Source organism: Pseudomonas sp. ITEM 17296 (genome assembly GCF_028895205.1).
GTDB lineage: Bacteria > Pseudomonadota > Gammaproteobacteria > Pseudomonadales > Pseudomonadaceae > Aquipseudomonas > Aquipseudomonas kermanshahensis.
In genome coordinates, this window is the sequence record NZ_WJRS01000008.1 from 170,329 (window position 1) to 185,287 (window position 14,959).

At 64.7% G+C, this 14,959-nt stretch carries 11 protein-coding genes; 3 read left to right on the top strand and 8 right to left on the bottom strand.

The genetic code is table 11. From position 1 onward, the window contains the following. Nucleotides 1-49 precede the first annotated feature (49 nt). Entirely contained in the window at nt 50-2,089 is a 2,040-nt protein-coding gene (metG, locus tag GIB19_RS12100; protein WP_265968763.1) for a methionine--tRNA ligase, read from the bottom strand. A 158-nt stretch (nt 2,090-2,247) separates the two neighbouring features. On the opposite strand from metG, the gene apbC reads away from it, so the two are divergent. Next, nucleotides 2,248-3,342, top strand: a complete 1,095-nt coding sequence (gene apbC, locus GIB19_RS12105) for an iron-sulfur cluster carrier protein ApbC (protein WP_099430263.1) — start codon at nt 2,248-2,250, stop codon at nt 3,340-3,342. 142 nt (nt 3,343-3,484) lie between these two features. Here the strand turns inward: apbC and GIB19_RS12110 are convergent, their stop codons facing one another. Continuing rightward, nucleotides 3,485-3,694 carry a cold-shock protein gene (locus GIB19_RS12110; RefSeq protein ID WP_027594207.1) on the bottom strand — a complete coding sequence of 70 codons (210 nt, stop codon included), beginning with the start codon at nt 3,692-3,694 and terminating at the stop codon, nt 3,485-3,487. Nucleotides 3,695-4,034: 340 nt separating this feature from the next. On the opposite strand from GIB19_RS12110, the gene dcd reads away from it, so the two are divergent. Both dcd and GIB19_RS12120 read left to right on the top strand, forming a co-directional pair. Continuing rightward, nucleotides 4,035-4,601 carry a dCTP deaminase gene (dcd, locus tag GIB19_RS12115; protein ID WP_012313046.1) on the top strand — a complete coding sequence of 189 codons (567 nt, stop codon included), beginning with the start codon at nt 4,035-4,037 and terminating at the stop codon, nt 4,599-4,601. Nucleotides 4,602-4,696: 95 nt separating this feature from the next. Beyond that, nucleotides 4,697-4,924 carry a hypothetical protein gene (locus tag GIB19_RS12120; RefSeq protein ID WP_027594208.1) on the top strand — a complete coding sequence of 76 codons (228 nt, stop codon included), beginning with the start codon at nt 4,697-4,699 and terminating at the stop codon, nt 4,922-4,924. A gap of 12 nt (nt 4,925-4,936) precedes the next feature. On the opposite strand, the gene pdeM is transcribed toward GIB19_RS12120, so the two are convergent. From pdeM to GIB19_RS12150, 6 genes are all read right to left on the bottom strand, one after another. Continuing rightward, nucleotides 4,937-5,590, bottom strand: a complete 654-nt coding sequence (gene pdeM / locus GIB19_RS12125) for a ligase-associated DNA damage response endonuclease PdeM (protein WP_274886147.1) — start codon at nt 5,588-5,590, stop codon at nt 4,937-4,939. After that, complete coding sequence (locus tag GIB19_RS12130) at nt 5,587-8,040, bottom strand: ligase-associated DNA damage response DEXH box helicase (RefSeq protein WP_274886148.1); 2,454 nt, start codon at nt 8,038-8,040, stop codon at nt 5,587-5,589. The genes pdeM and GIB19_RS12130 overlap by 4 nt, the downstream gene beginning before the upstream one ends. A 67-nt stretch (nt 8,041-8,107) precedes the next feature. Beyond that, complete coding sequence (locus GIB19_RS12135; RefSeq protein ID WP_274886149.1) at nt 8,108-9,223, bottom strand: succinylglutamate desuccinylase/aspartoacylase family protein; 1,116 nt, start codon at nt 9,221-9,223, stop codon at nt 8,108-8,110. Between the two features lie 98 nt (nt 9,224-9,321). Beyond that, complete coding sequence (locus GIB19_RS12140) at nt 9,322-10,980, bottom strand: ATP-dependent DNA ligase (RefSeq protein ID WP_274886150.1); 1,659 nt, start codon at nt 10,978-10,980, stop codon at nt 9,322-9,324. Next, entirely contained in the window at nt 10,977-11,993 is a 1,017-nt protein-coding gene (locus tag GIB19_RS12145; protein ID WP_274886151.1) for a ligase-associated DNA damage response exonuclease, read from the bottom strand. The genes GIB19_RS12140 and GIB19_RS12145 overlap by 4 nt, the downstream gene beginning before the upstream one ends. Nucleotides 11,994-12,298: 305 nt before the next feature. Next, nucleotides 12,299-14,740, bottom strand: coding sequence for a penicillin acylase family protein (locus GIB19_RS12150; RefSeq protein WP_274886152.1), 2,442 nt, complete (start codon nt 14,738-14,740; stop codon nt 12,299-12,301). Nucleotides 14,741-14,959 lie beyond the last annotated feature (219 nt).

Sequence of the window (14,959 nt, forward strand, 5' to 3'; positions counted from 1 at the left end):
ATTCAGCGGGTGATAGAACAGCCCCGGCACAGAGGCCGGGGCTGGGGGCTTACTTGATGCGTTGGCCTGGCTTGGCGCCGCTGTCCGGGCTGAGCAGGTAGATTTCTTCACCGCCAGGGCCGGCAGCCATGACCATGCCTTCCGACACGCCAAAGCGCATTTTCCGAGGCTTGAGGTTGGCGACCATCATGGTCAGGCGGCCTTCCAGCTTGGACGGGTCGGGGTAGGCCGACTTGATGCCGGAGAACACGTTGCGGCGCTCGTCACCGATGTCCAGCGTCAGTTGCAGCAGCTTGTCGGCACCGGGTACGGCCTCGGCCTTGACGATCAGGGCCACGCGCAGGTCGACGGCGGCAAAGGTATCGAATTCGATTTCCGCCGACAGCGGGTCCTTGGCCAGTTCGCCATTGCCGGCCGGCGCCTGGGCTTCGGCGGCCAGCAGGTCTTCTTTGCTGGCAGCGACCATGGCTTCGACCTTGGCGGGTTCGATACGGCTCATCAGTGCCTTGAAGGCATTCAGGCTGTGGTTTTCCAGGCGCGACTGGTGGTCGTTCCAGGTCAGCGGTGCGACATTGAGGAAGGCCTCGGCGTCGGCAGCCAGCACCGGCAGTACCGGCTTGAGGAAGATCACCAACTGGCGGAACAGGTTGATGCCTTGGGCGCAGATGGCCTGGACTTCGTCCTGCTTGCCTTCCTGCTTGGCCAGCGACCAGGGCGCCTTGTCGGCGATCCAGGCGTTGGCGCGGTCGGCCAGGGCCATGATTTCGCGCATCGCGCGGGCGAAGTCACGGCTCTCATAGGCTTCGGCGATGGACGGCGCGGCTGCCAGGAAGGCTTCGGTCAGCTCGGGTGCGGCATCACCGGCCACCATCACGCCGTCGTTGCCTTTGTGAATGAAGCCTGCGCAACGGCTGGCGATGTTGACCACCTTGCCGACCAGGTCGGAGTTGACCTTCTGCACGAAGTCTTCCAGGTTCAGGTCCAGGTCATCGACGCCACGGCCCAGCTTGGCCGCGTAGTAGTAACGCAGGTATTCCGGCTGCAGGTGATCCAGGTAGGTACGGGCCTTAATGAAGGTGCCGCGCGACTTGGACATCTTGGCGCCGTTGACGGTCAGGTAGCCGTGCACGTTGACCGCAGTTGGCTTGCGGAAGCCCGCGCCTTCGAGCATCGCTGGCCAGAACAGGGCGTGGAAGTTGACGATGTCCTTGCCGATGAAGTGGTACAGCTCGGCGCTGGAGTCTTCCTTCCAGAAAGCATCGAAATCCAGCTCTGGGCGGCGCGCGCAGAGGTTCTTGAAGCTGGCCATGTAGCCGATTGGCGCGTCCAGCCAGACGTAGAAATATTTGCCCGGCTCGCCCGGGATCTCGAAGCCGAAGTACGGCGCATCGCGGGAGATGTCCCACTCTTGCAGGCCCGAGTCCAGCCATTCGGCGAGCTTGTTGGCGACGGCTTCCTGCAAGGTGCCGCTACGGGTCCACTGCTGCAGCATGGCCTGGAAATCAGGCAGCTTGAAGAAGAAGTGCTGGGAATCACGCAGTACCGGGGTGGCACCGGAGATGGCCGACTTGGGGTTCTTCAGCTCGGTCGGGGCGTAGGTTGCGCCGCACTTCTCGCAGTTGTCGCCGTATTGGTCTTCGGCCGCGCACTTGGGGCAGGTGCCCTTGATGAAACGGTCGGCCAGGAACATGCCCTTTTCGGGGTCGAAGTACTGGGTCACCGAACGGGTGGCAATGTGGCCGGCGTCACGCAGGCGCGTGTAGATCAGGCTGGACAGCTCGCGGTTTTCTTCGCTGTGGGTCGAGTGGAAGTTGTCGAAATCCACCAGGAAGTCGGCAAAGTCGCCGCTGTGCTCGGCCTGGACATTGGCGATCAACTGCTCGGGGGTGATGCCTTCCTTCTCGGCGCGCAGCATGATGGCCGAACCGTGGGCGTCATCGGCGCAGACATAGATGCACTGGTTGCCGCGTAGTTTCTGGAAGCGGACCCACATGTCTGTCTGGATGTACTCGAGCATATGGCCAAGGTGGATCGATCCATTGGCATAGGGCAGGGCGCTGGTGACGAGAATCTGACGTGGCTCGGACATGGTGGCTCGGCTACTTATCTGGCTACGGGGTAAAAATGAGGGTGATCGGCCACTATAAAGGGCTGGCGAAGATATTTCACCCCACATACGCACCTGCTGACGATTGACGGGTTAGGATAGGCGCCTGTTTTACATTCAGTTTGCCAATGGGAGTCTCCATGAGTGCCGTCACCCGTGCCGCCGTCGAAGGCGTGCTTCGCCAGTACACCGACCCCTACCTGAACCAGGATCCGGTCAGCGCCGGCTGCGTGCGCGCCGTGGATATCCAGGGCGGGCAGGTCAGTGTGCAGTTGCAACTGGGGTATGCCGCTGGGTTGTTCAAGAACGGTTGGGCCCAGGTGCTGCAGACCGCCATCGGCAACCTTGACGGCGTCAGCAGCGCCCAGGTGTCGATCGACTGCGTGGTCGCCGCGCACAAGGCCCAGGCCCAGGTGCCGGCCATGGCCAACGTCAAGAACATCATCGCCGTGGCCTCGGGCAAGGGTGGCGTCGGCAAGTCGACCACTGCTGCCAACCTGGCTTTGGCCCTGGCCCGTGAAGGCGCCCGGGTCGGTATTCTCGATGCGGATATCTATGGCCCCAGCCAGGGCGTGATGTTCGGCATCGCAGAAGGCACCCGCCCTCAGATTCGCGAGCAGAAGTGGTTTGTGCCGATCAAAGCGCACGGTGTAGAAGTCATGTCCATGGCGTTTCTCACGGACGACAACACGCCGATGGTGTGGCGTGGCCCGATGGTGTCGGGTGCGCTGTTGCAGCTGGTGACCCAGACCGCCTGGGATGACCTTGATTACCTGGTCATCGACATGCCGCCAGGCACCGGCGACATTCAGCTGACCCTGGCGCAGAAAGTGCCGGTGGCGGGCTCGGTGATCGTCACCACCCCGCAGGACCTCGCCCTGCTGGACGCCAAGAAGGGCGTGGAGATGTTCCGCAAGGTCAATATCCCGGTGCTGGGCGTGGTCGAGAACATGGCCGTGCACATCTGCTCCAACTGCGGCCATGCCGAGCACCTGTTCGGCGAAGGCGGCGGTGAGAAGCTGGCAGCCCAGTATGGTGTCGACCTGCTGGCCTCGCTGCCGTTGTCGATGCTCATCCGCGAACAGGCCGACAGTGGCAAGCCGACGGCAATTGCCGAGCCGGAAAGCCAGATCGCCATGGTGTACCAGGAGCTGGCCCGCCAGGTCGGTGCGCGGATCGTGCTGCAAGAAGCCGCAGCGCCGGCGATGCCGAGCATCACCATCAGCGAGGATTGACCTGAGAAACCCCCTCCTACAGGTACACCACAGGCCTGTAGGAGCGGGTTTACCCGCGAAGAAGCCAGCACCGGTTTCAGCCAGGCATAAAAAAACCCGCCAGAAGGCGGGTTTTTTTGAAAGCTAGAAAGCTGAGATCGACTTAGGCGATCTGAACTTCTTCAGCCTGCATGCCTTTCTGGCCGCGGGTAGCGACGAAAGTAACAGCCTGGCCTTCTTTCAGGGTCTTGAAGCCGTCAGCTTGGATGGCTTTGAAGTGCACGAACAGGTCGTCACCCGACTGAGGGGTGATGAAGCCGTAGCCTTTCTCGTCGTTGAACCACTTAACAACACCGTTTTGGCGATTGGACATGTTTCTGTCTCCTTGGACAAAGTTGATTACGGTCAGGAAAAACCCTGCCCGGGACTGAGTGCAAAGAGAGCAGAAAATTCAGATATGGGCCGATCAGGATCGTGCGTCAAACTAGAGATTCTCGGTGTCACGTGCAGCACAGTGGCGTCACCTTAACCCACTTTCCGCAACCTGCCAATGGCCAGAAGCCGCTTTACTGAAATTCAGATCGGTGGCAGCTGTAGGCCCCGCCTGGCGGGGATTGTAGCAAGAATGCAGGATGGAACTTTGAAGAGGGCGCTGGGACCGGTAAGATGCGCCTCACGATTTTCACCTCGCAACTCTTCAGGACACCCCCGCCATGAGCATCAAATCGGACAAGTGGATTCGCCGCATGGCGCAGGAACACGGCATGATCGAACCGTTCGTCGAGCGCCAGGTGCGCGGCGAGCACGACAGCCGAGTCATCTCTTTCGGCGTCTCCAGCTACGGCTACGACGTACGCTGCGCCGACGAATTCAAGGTGTTCACCAACATCAATTCGGCCACCGTCGACCCGAAAAACTTCGACGCCGGCAGCTTCGTCGACGTCAAGAGCGACGTCTGCATCATTCCGCCAAACTCCTTCGCCTTGGCCCGCACGGTGGAGTACTTCCGCATCCCACGCAACGTGCTGACCATCTGCCTGGGCAAAAGCACCTATGCGCGCTGCGGCATCATCGTCAACGTCACCCCGCTTGAACCCGAGTGGGAAGGCCATGTGACCCTGGAGTTCTCCAACACCACCACCTTGCCGGCAAAAATCTATGCCAACGAGGGCGTGGCGCAGATGCTCTTCCTCGAGTCCGACGAAGAGTGCGAAGTGTCGTACAAGGACCGCGGCGGCAAGTACCAGGGCCAGCGCGGCGTCACCCTGCCACGCACCTGAGCCGACGAGCGCGGGGAATTCCCCGCGCATTTGGTACTCCAACGGGTAACCTGCCGATGTGCATGATGCGTGTCGGCTCTCGTCAGGAGCTGCCTATGAAACTCCATCCCGCAATCAGTGCCAAGCTGGCTGGCCTGCAGCCTAACCAGGTCGGTATGTTGCCATGGTCACTGCTGGCGCACCCGCTGCCGATGCAGGCGGGCGGCGTGCCCCACCAGCCTGATCCCGATACTCCTCAACCACCGGAACCGGGCGAAACGCAGCCCATGGAGCCCGGTGAGCCAACCCTGCCCGACGAACCACCTCCCGCGCCCGTCGCCTGAGTGGGCGCTGCTTTAGAGCGCCCATACCCGCCCGGCGCCGGCCAGAAACACGCGGTTTTCGGCGTCGGGGTGCACGCGCCAGCCACCGGTGAATTCACCGAAGGCCGGTAGCAAGCTGATCGCGTCACCCATCAGGAAGCAGGGCAGGCGCAGACGTTGTCTGGCCCGCCCTTGCAACACGAACACCGGGTGGACGTGGCCCGCCAGCACTGGGTGCTGGGGGTGAACGACGGGTTCGTGCTGCAAGGCGAAAGGTGCCAGCAGCCAGGGTTCTTCGACCACCTCGATACCCAGCGCAGGCGGTGGGTCGCCCGCGTGGCGATCATGGTTGCCACGCACCAGCACGATGCGCAGTCCGGCGTGCCGTTCCCGCCATGTTTGCAGCTTGGCCAGCGTTGCCGGTGCGCGCGCGGTGCGGGCATGCAGGAAATCGCCCAAAATGATCAGCATCTGGCACTCATGGCTGGTCAGCAGTTGGTCCAGGCGCGCCAAAGTGGCTTCGGTGGTGCCCCGCGGCACGGGCTGATGCAGCGCGCGGTAGCTGGCGGCTTTGCCAATATGCACATCCGCTAACAGCAGGGCCCGGCGGGCAGGCCAGTACAGCGCTTTGTCCGGCAGTAACCACAGGGTTTCGCCGCAGTGCTCGATGGCCAGGTGATCATTCATGCGTTGTTACCCGCCACTTTTTCCAGGTCTGCCACCATCCGCGCAATGCGGTCTGCGAGTTTTTCCGTGCTCAAGGTTTCGCGCATGCCTTCCACCAGCAAGGTAAAGGCCAGCGGCCCTGGGCGGCGCAATTCACGCAGGTCCAGCTGCAGTTGGCCCAGCTTCGCCAACTGCCGGTGCAGCCGCTCTATTTCCAATTCTTCGCGCAATACTTCGTCCCGTGCCTGGCCCAGCAGCAGGTTGTCGGCATCGTGCTTGCGAAACACCTCGTAGAACAGCCCACTCGAAGCCTGGATCTGCCGGGTGCTCTTTTGCGCCGCCGGGTAGCCGCCAAACACCAGGCCGGCGATCTGGGCGATCTCGCGAAAGCGCCTTAGCGCCATCTCGCCTGCATTCAGGCTGGCCAGTACATCCTCCAGCAGGTGCTCGGTCGAGAGCGCGCTGGGCAAATGCCTGGCCCAGTCCACGGCGCTTGGGCTGAGCAACTCAAAGCCATAGTCACTGACCGCAATTGAGACCGAAAGCGGTTGCACCTGGCTGACCCGCCAGGCAATCAGGTTGGCCAAGCCGAGGTTGGCCATGCGCCCGGCGAACGGGTACAGAAAAAGGTGAGAGCCTTGGCGTGATTTTAACGTTTCGGCCAACAGCGTGCGGGTAGTCGGCAGTGCAGACCAGCTTGCCTGCAAGGCCAGCAACGGGCGCACGGCGCGCATTTCCGGGCCTTCGTAACGCTGGTGGGCGGCGGCATCGAGTTGTTCGACCAGGGCATCGGCCAGTTCGCTGGACAGCGGCATGCGCCCGCCATTCCAGCGGGCCACAGCGGCCTTGCGCGAGGTGCTGCGGCGGACGTAAGCGGTCATGTTCTCGACGCGCACCAGTTCCAGCACGCGCCCTGCGAAGACCAGGCTATCACCGGGCCGCAGGCGGGCGATGAACGATTCCTCGACACTGCCCAGCGACTTGCCACCGCCGCCTTTGCTCCAGTACTTGAGCTGCAGGCTGGCCTCGCTGACGATGGTGCCGATGCCCATGCGGTGGCGCCGTGCCAGGCGCTCGCTGGCAACCCGCCAGACCCCGTCGGCGTGGGGTTCGACACGTTGGTAGTCAGGGTAGGCGCTGAGCGAGTTGCCGCCGTGGCAGACGAAGTCCAGCGCCCACTGCCACTGGCTGTCGCGCAACGCGCGGAAGGCCCAGGTGCTGCGTACCTCGGCCAGCAACTGCTCGGGGCGAAAGCCACTGCCCAAGGCCATGCTGACCAGGTGTTGCACCAGCACATCCATGCACAGCTGTGGTGAGCGCCGGGCCTCGATCTGCCCCGCAAGCAGGGCATGCCGGGCCGCAGCGGCCTCCACCAGTTCCAGGCTGTGGGTGGGCACCAAGGTAACCCGCGAGGGGCGCCCCGGTGCGTGCCCGGAGCGACCGGCGCGCTGCATCAGGCGGGCGATGCCTTTGGCCGATCCGATCTGCAGCACCCGCTCCACGGGCAGGAAATCCACGCCCAGGTCCAGGCTGGAGGTGCAGATGACGGCTTTAAGCGTACCTTGCTTCAAGTTTCGCTCAACCCAGTCGCGGGTGTCGCGGGACAGCGAAGCGTGGTGCAGGGCGATCAGGCCGGCCCAGTCGGGGCGTGCCTCGAGCAGCGCCTGGTACCACAGTTCGGCCTGGGCGCGGGTGTTGGTGAAGACCAGGCTGCTGGCGCTGCTGTCGAGCTCCCGGCTGACCTGATCGAGCATCTTCAAGCCCATGTGCCCTGCCCAGGGGAAACGCTCGATCGCGTCGGGCAGCAGGGTATCGACCTGCAGTTGCTTGTCTTGCCGGCCTTGCACCAGCAACCCATCGCCTGGCAACAGCACGTCGCGTGCGTGCTGCAGGTTGCCGAGGGTGGCCGAGAGGCCCCAGGTCAGCAGCGGCGGGTGCCAGTGGCGCAGGCGTGCCAGGGCCAGTTGCAATTGCACGCCACGCTTGTTGCCCAGCAGCTCATGCCATTCATCCACCACCACCAGGCGCAGGTTGGCGAAGTCGTCATGGGCCTGTGCCCGGGTCAGCAGCAGGGTCAGGCTCTCGGGGGTAGTAATTAACACGCTGGGCAGGCGCCGGGCTTGTCGCGCGCGTTCGGCGCTGCCAGTGTCGCCGCTGCGCACGCCCACGCTCCAGTTCAGGCCCAGCTCATCGAGCGGCGCTTGCAAGGCACGCGCGGTGTCGGCGGCCAAGGCGCGCATGGGCGTCACCCACAGCACCTGCAAGGGGGCCGGCTGGCGGGCTGAGCTGGCAACGGCGAACGCGCGCAGGGCCGCCAGCCAGACGGCGTAGGTTTTGCCGGCGCCGGTACTGGCGTGCAACAGCCCGGACTCGCCGCGTTCGACGGCCGCCCAGACACGGCGCTGAAAGGCGAAGGGTTTCCAGCCGCGCAGGGCGAACCAGGCGTTGGCGAGGTCGGTGGAGGCGGCCATGGGGCGGGTGATCCTTCGAAGGCTGTGCTTCTACTGACCGCCCGCCAGGGGCATTGGTTTTACCGGATCAATTCCCCAGCAGGTAGCCGCTGCGGCACACCTGCTCGCCCGCCACATGGGCGATGACCATGCCTGCCGTCGCCATGCGGCGCACGCTACGGGCGTACAGCAGGCCGGGTTGGCTGTTGCGCACCGCAGTCACTCGGTCGTTGAGCGGGTCGATGACTTCGGCGATCAACTGGTCGGCTTGCAGGTGCTGGCCTGGGCGCGCGTGGTACACCAGCAAACCGCCAAGCGGCGTCGACACGGGCTCTACGGCCGCCAGGGGCGTGGCCGCGCGGGGCAGTGGAGGAAGGGGGGCGCAGGTGCCTTCTATGACGCCGTTGTGGGTCAGGAAGTCGAGGATTGCCTGGCAGTCCTTGCCGGCCAGGTCATGGCTCACGTCCGCCTGGCCGCGCAATTCGACAGTGACCGAGCAACAGCCCAGCGGAATCGGGAAGCGCTTGCCAAAGCGTTGCTGCAACTGCCACCAGACCAGGCTGAAGCATTCATCGAACGATTGCCCGCCTGAATCGGTGGCCAGCAGGCTCGCCTGGGCGCCCAGGTAGCGGGCCAGTGGCTCGATCTGTGGCCAGGCATCGGGCGTCGTGTACAGGTGCTCGACGGCTTCGAAGTCGCAGTGCAGGTCGAGTATCAGGTCGGCGTCGCAGGCCAGGCGCTGCAAGATCAGGCGTTGGGCCTGGAGTGGGGTGCGTGCGGGGTGGGCGTCTAGCCCGCGGCGCAGGTATTCACGGATCAAGGCGACGTTGTGTGCGGCGTCCTGGGTCAGGTGTTCTTCGACCTGATCGCCGATGGAGTCGGACAGATCGACGAAGTTGCGATTGAAATTCTCGCCACTCTGCAGTTCGAAGCGCCCCAACGGGGCGTCCAGCAGCACCTGCTCGAGACCGACCGGGTTGGCCACCGGCACCAGGATGATTTCCCGCTGCAGACGGCCCTGTTGTTCCAGCTCGGCCAGCCTGCGCTTGAGGTGCCAGGCCACCAGCATGCCGGGCAGTTCGTCGGCATGCAGCGAGGCCTGGATGTACACCTTGCCGCCACCGCGTGGGCCAAAGTGAAAGCTGTGCAGTTGGCGTGAAATGCCCGGTACGGGAGAAAGCAGGTCGTGGGTCGAATGGTGCATGGTAGTCCTGGCTACGTGGCGAATACGGTCTGCGACACGGGTCGGCACACAGATAGAAGCATAATTTTTGCGTCTGCGCCTGTGCGAATTAGGCACTGTCAGATCAGCAGTGCCTGCAGTGTCGCGAGGTCGTCGGCTTCTTCGACCGGTTTGTCCAGGCGCCAGCGCAGCATGCGTGGAAAGCGCACGGCGATGCCGCTTTTATGGCGTTTGGACATGGCAATGCCTTCGAAACCCAGTTCGAACACCAAGGTTGGGGTCACGCTGCGCACCGGGCCGAACGTTTCCACTGTGGTTTTGCGGATGATCGCGTCAACCTTGCGCATCTCTTCGTCGCTCAGCCCTGAATACGCCTTGGCAAAGGGCACCAATGCTCGCCCGGCCGTGCCGGGCGGCGCGTCCCAGACGGCGAAGGTGTAGTCGCTGTAGAGGCTGGCGCGGCGGCCGTGGCCACGCTGGGCGTAGATCAACACGGCATCGACGCTGAACGGGTCGATTTTCCACTTCCACCAGGTGCCCATGTCTTTGGTGCGACCGACGCCATACAAGGCCTCGCGCTGCTTGAGCATCAGGCCTTCCACGCCGAGGCTGCGTGACTGCTCGCGCTGTTCGGCCAGCTCGGCCCAGGTTTGCCCTTCGAGCAAGGGCGAAAGCAGCACAGGCGCCAGCGGGTAATCTGCCACCAGGCGTTGTAACTGCTGACGACGTACGTGCTGCGCCTGGTTGCGCCAATCCTCGCCCTGCCATTCCAGCAGGTCATAGGCCTGCAGCACCACGGGCGCGTCGGCCAGCAGCTTCTTGCCCAGGGTCTTGCGGCCCAGGCGTTGCTGCAACAGTGCGAAGGGTTGCACGGCCAGGGCATCGTCCGTTGCCCCTGGTTTCCACACCAGGATCTCGCCATCGAGCACGACGCCGTCCGGCAGTGTTTGCGCCAGGCTGTGCAGCTCGGGGAAGCGATCGGTGACGAGCTCTTCGCCACGCGACCAGACCCACAGCTGGCCGTCGCGCTTGACCACCTGTGCGCGGATGCCATCCCACTTCCATTCGATCTGCCAGTCGCTCGGCGGGCCGAGTTGCGCGTCAAACTGCTCGACGGGCGCCTGCAGCGGGTGGGCCAGAAAAAAAGGATAGGGCTGACCGCCACGCTGGCGGTGTTCATCCGCCGACTCGGCAGCGATCAACTGCTGGTAGCCGGCGGCGGTAGGGCGGTGGCTGATGTCGGTGTAGCCGACCAGGCGCTGGGCCACGCGCTTGGCGTCCAGGCCGGCCAGTTGCGCCAGGGCGCGGGTGACCAATAGCTTGGACACGCCGACGCGAAAGCTGCCGGTGATCAGCTTCAGGCACAGCATCAGGCTTGGCCGGTCGAGCTGCGCCCAGAGCGGCGGCAGGCGCTGGCGGATCACGTCGGGCGGCAGGCCGCGAAGGGGCAGCAGGTGTGTCTCGACCCAGTGGGCCAACCCCTCGTCGCTGCCATGGCTGTTCTCGGGCAGCAGCAACGAGATCGTTTCGGCCAGGTCGCCCACGGCTTGATAGCTCTCTTCGAACAGCCATTCAGGCAGTTCTGCCAGCTCAGTCGCCAGTTCGCGCAGCACACGGGTTGGCACCAGTTGCCGCGGCCGGCCGCCGGCGAGGAAGTACACGGCCCAGGCCGCATCCTCGGCAGGCGCCTGGGCAAAGTAGTCGCGCAAGGCGTCGAGCTTGGCGTTGCTGGAGGTGGTCGCGTCCAGGCGCAGGTACAGGGCGGCGAAGGCTTTCATGCCTCGGGCTCCGAGGGCGCTGGCTCGTCTTCGTCGCCGTATTCGGTGGCGAAGGCTCGAGCATCCAGGCCCTGTTCGTTCAAGTAGCGCACCAGCACGTTAACCGAGCCATGGGTGACCATCACGCGCTCAGCGCCGGTCTGGCCAATGGCCCACAGCAGGCCCGGCCAGTCGGCGTGGTCCGACAGCACGAAGCCGCGGTCGACGCCACGCCGCCGGCGTGTGCCGCGCAACAGCATCCAGCCGCTGGCGAAGGCATCGCTGTAATCGCCGAAGCGCCGCATCCAGCTACTGCCCCCGGCAGAGGGCGGGGCCAGGACCAAGGCTTGGCGCATTAATGGGTCGTTGCGCGGGATGTCGCCGGCATAGCGGGTTTCCGGCAGGTGCACGCCCGCTTCGCGGTACACCCGGTTCAATGGCTCGACCGCGCCGTGTACCAGAATCGGCCCGATGCTCGCGTCCAGCCCGTGGAGAATGCGCTGCGCTTTGCCGAAGGCGTAGCAGAACAGCACGCTGGCCTTGCCCTGCGCGCAATTGGCGCGCCACCAGGCGTTGATACCGGCGAACACCTGAGGCTGGCGGGGCCAGCGGTAGATAGGCAGGCCGAAGGTCGACTCGGTGATGAAGGTGTGGCAACGCACTGGCTCGAACGGGGCGCAGGTGCCATCGGGTTCGACTTTGTAGTCGCCCGAAGCGACCCAAACCTGGCCCTGGTATTCCAGGCGTACTTGCGCCGAGCCCAGTACATGGCCGGCGGGATGCAAGCTCAGGGTGACACCGTGGTGGAGGATGCGCTCGCCGTAGGCCAAGGTTTGCAGGTTGATGTCCTGGCCCAGTCGGCTGCGCAGGATGCCTGCGCCGGGTGCGGCGGTCAGGTAATGGTTATTGCCAGTGCGGGCGTGGTCGCCGTGGCCGTGGGTGATGATGGCACGGTCCACCGGCCGCCAGGGGTCGATGTAGAAATCACCGGGCGGGCAGTACAGGCCTTCGGGGCGGGCGATAACGAGGTCCATGGCACGGGCGCCGGTGGTGGGTTACCAGTTAGGAGCGCGGTGGGCGATGGGAAGTTCGAGTGAGTTCGTCGTGGGGCTTGTGGCGCCTGTGAATTCGAGCGCCGCCCGCGCGGCGCTTCGCAGCACAACGCTGCTCCTACATTTTTACGTTTACGCCAAGAAGGTCGCGTGCCCTCGTCTCAGGAATAATTGGCCCGAAACAGATGTAGGAGCAGCCTTGTGCTGCGAAGCGCCGCGCGGGCGGCGCTCGATCTCACAGGCGCTACAGGGAGGCGTCATGCACTCACGGCATCACACCATCCCCTTCACCGACCCGGCACCAAGGTCAGCCGCTGGCTCCCATAGGCCCGCCCAAAGTTCTGTGGTTGCAGCGGCAGGCTCATGAAGCGCCCCTTGAACCAGGCATCCAACCCGTCGCTGTAGTGCGGGCTTGCCGCGTTGCCGGACTGGCCACTGCTGGTCAGCACCTGCAACGGTTCGGCTTGGCCGAAATCGACGACCATGCGTGCCGATGCTGGCAGGCGGGTGTCGAAGTCACTGCCCCAGGCGTAGGGGGTGAGGGCCAGGGTACTGAAGTCGCCGCCGGCAGCCAGCGGTGAACGGCTGAGGGCATCACCCAGGCCATGGTAGGCCGGTGCCGGCCAGCGGTACTGGTGCAGCTTGCCCCACTGCCAAGCGCGGCGGTCGGCGCCGAGTTGCGCAGTGCCGGCATCCACCGCAGCGGCCAGGCTGCGGGCGAGAATCACCGGCTTGTCTTCTTTGTGCGGGGTGCTGCGGTCATCCCAGAACGGGCTGTCTTCGCGGCCCAGCAGGTGGTCGGCCTGTGCCGAGTAGGAGAGCCGCGCGTTGCTGACGAACGCCTGCCAGGCAGGGCTGGATTCTGGCCCGAGGTCGTCGAGGAAGGTTTCGCGGGCGAAGGCCTGAAGGAACAGCTCGTACAGCGCGGCGTCTGCCGACACAGGGCTCAGCCGGCCATCGAATGCCTTGAGCCGGGCCAAGGCGTCGCGGGCCTTGTCACGCTGAGTAGGTGGCAGAGCATCGATGGCTTGCTTGAGTGGTTGAGCCATGCCCGGTGCGTCGAACATCTGCTTGAGCTTGTCGGCCAGCAGGGTGACTTGATCGTTTTGCAGGGCCATCAGGCTGCGGCTGTCGTGACGGCCGTTGCCTGCCAACTGAGCCAGGCGCTCGGCGCGCTCGGGGTAGTACCAGGTGTTGGACAACTGCATGCCGTAGCCGCGCGGCAGGCTGCGCTGGTTGGCGTGGCCGATCCAGCCAGCCGGCGGGTCCTGATCGTAAGGGTGCAGCATCGGGTCAGCGTAACCGTCCCAGTCGTAACGGCCGTCCCAGCCGGGCGAAGGTAGCAGGCCCTGGCCTTCGCGGCGGTTAGGGTAGCGCCCGCTGACTTGCCAGCCGATGTGCTCTGGCTCGGCGAAGACGAAGTTGAGCGCCGCGGCGGCGACTTCGCGGGTGCTGTCGAATGCCCGTTCGACGGTCTTGGCGCGGGTCAGGTCGAACAGCGCGTCGAGGCTGCGGTCGCCCTTGAATTGAGGCAGGTTCAGGGCCAGGCCCAGGCTGGCGCTTGCCGGCTGGGCAAGCAGGGTGCCGTGGCGCGTGTCGTACATGACCTCGCGCAGCGGGCGTTGGCCACGCACGAAGAAGGTTTCGCTGCGTGCCCGTGCAGGCAGCCATTTGCCGTCGGCCAGGTAGCTCAGTTGGTTGCCTTGGCGGCGCAGTTGCTCCAGGTACAGGTCCTGGTTGTCGGCCATCACGGCGCTGCTGCTCCAGGCGATCTTACCGTTGTAGCCGGCCAGCACGATCGGCAGGCCCGGCAGCGACAGGCCGGCGACCTGGTACTTGCCCGTGTGGATCTGCACCGGGCTTAGCGCCCAGGCGGCCTGGCTGTCGCTGGCCAGCAGGCTCTTGCCGCTGCGGCTGCGTTGGCCTGCCAAGGCCAGGTTGGCCGAGCCTGGGCTGCCGAGCAGGTCGAGGTCGGCGAGCTTTTGGCTGGCTGCCGCCAGGGCGGGCAAGCCGGGTAGCTGGCTGGCGAGGTTGAGGCCCTTGAGCTTGTCCACTTCGCTGTCGGCCAACGGTTCGTCCGGTGCGCCGGGCAACAGCCAGGCCAGCTTGTCGCTGCCGACCTTCTGCGCCAGGGTCAGGGCACTGAGTTCTTCTTGCAGGTTCACCGATTGGCTGAAGGCGTACAGGCTGAAGATCAGCGCCGAGTCTTCTGGCTTCCAGTACTCAGGGCGATGGCCGCTGCTGGCCAGGCTGGCGGGCAGCTTGTCGCGGTAGCGGAACAGGTAGGCGTTGACGCCGCGGGCGTAGACCTCGAAGAAGCGCTTGAGCCGTGGCGAGGCGTCGGCGTATTGCTGGGCGGCGCTTTGCTTGAGGTTGGCGGCGCGCATCAGGCGGTCGATGTCGAGGGCATCGCTGCCGGCAAGTTCGGCGAGGCGGCCTTGGGCGAGCAGGCGCATGGCGACCATCTGCTCGATGCGATCCCCGGCGTGTACGTAACCGAGGCTGAACAGCGCGTCATGGAAGTTGCCGCTCTCGATCAACGGCGCGCCCATGGCATTGCGCCGGACCGAGACGTTTTGTGCCAGGCCTTTGAGCGGCTGTACGCCGGTGGTCGGTGGCACGCTGTCCTGGTAGCCGCCCATCTGGCAACCGGCGAGTCCGAGCATGCCGAGCAGCGTGGCAGCGGTCGTGAACCGCGGGCGGAAGGGAGGAAAGGCGGGGGCGGCCATGACAAGGCTCCTGCAAGGCGTGGCGGGGGTTTGAAAGGCGCTAAGGTAGTGAGCACGCAGGCGCGGTGCAAGGTGCTTAGGCGGTTTATTTACGAATGGTATGTGGGAGGGGCGTGCAGGTGTAGGGCTTTAGTGATGTGGTGTTCTCGAGATCGAGCGCCGCCCGCGCGGCGCATCGCAGCACAAGGCTGCTCCTACATCTGTTTCCGGGCCAGTCAT

What these genes read in the sequence shown, in the direction of transcription:
- metG (WP_265968763.1), bottom strand. Translation starts at nt 2,089, where the DNA reads ATGTCCGAGCCACGTCAGATTCTCGTCACCAGCGCCCTGCCCTATGCC.
- apbC (WP_099430263.1), top strand. Translation starts at nt 2,248, where the DNA reads ATGAGTGCCGTCACCCGTGCCGCCGTCGAAGGCGTGCTTCGCCAGTAC.
- GIB19_RS12110 (WP_027594207.1), bottom strand. Translation starts at nt 3,694, where the DNA reads ATGTCCAATCGCCAAAACGGTGTTGTTAAGTGGTTCAACGACGAGAAA.
- dcd (WP_012313046.1), top strand. Translation starts at nt 4,035, where the DNA reads ATGAGCATCAAATCGGACAAGTGGATTCGCCGCATGGCGCAGGAACAC.
- GIB19_RS12120 (WP_027594208.1), top strand. Translation starts at nt 4,697, where the DNA reads ATGAAACTCCATCCCGCAATCAGTGCCAAGCTGGCTGGCCTGCAGCCT.
- pdeM (WP_274886147.1), bottom strand. Translation starts at nt 5,590, where the DNA reads ATGAATGATCACCTGGCCATCGAGCACTGCGGCGAAACCCTGTGGTTA.
- GIB19_RS12130 (WP_274886148.1), bottom strand. Translation starts at nt 8,040, where the DNA reads ATGGCCGCCTCCACCGACCTCGCCAACGCCTGGTTCGCCCTGCGCGGC.
- GIB19_RS12135 (WP_274886149.1), bottom strand. Translation starts at nt 9,223, where the DNA reads ATGCACCATTCGACCCACGACCTGCTTTCTCCCGTACCGGGCATTTCA.
- GIB19_RS12140 (WP_274886150.1), bottom strand. Translation starts at nt 10,980, where the DNA reads ATGAAAGCCTTCGCCGCCCTGTACCTGCGCCTGGACGCGACCACCTCC.
- GIB19_RS12145 (WP_274886151.1), bottom strand. Translation starts at nt 11,993, where the DNA reads ATGGACCTCGTTATCGCCCGCCCCGAAGGCCTGTACTGCCCGCCCGGT.
- GIB19_RS12150 (WP_274886152.1), bottom strand. Translation starts at nt 14,740, where the DNA reads ATGGCCGCCCCCGCCTTTCCTCCCTTCCGCCCGCGGTTCACGACCGCT.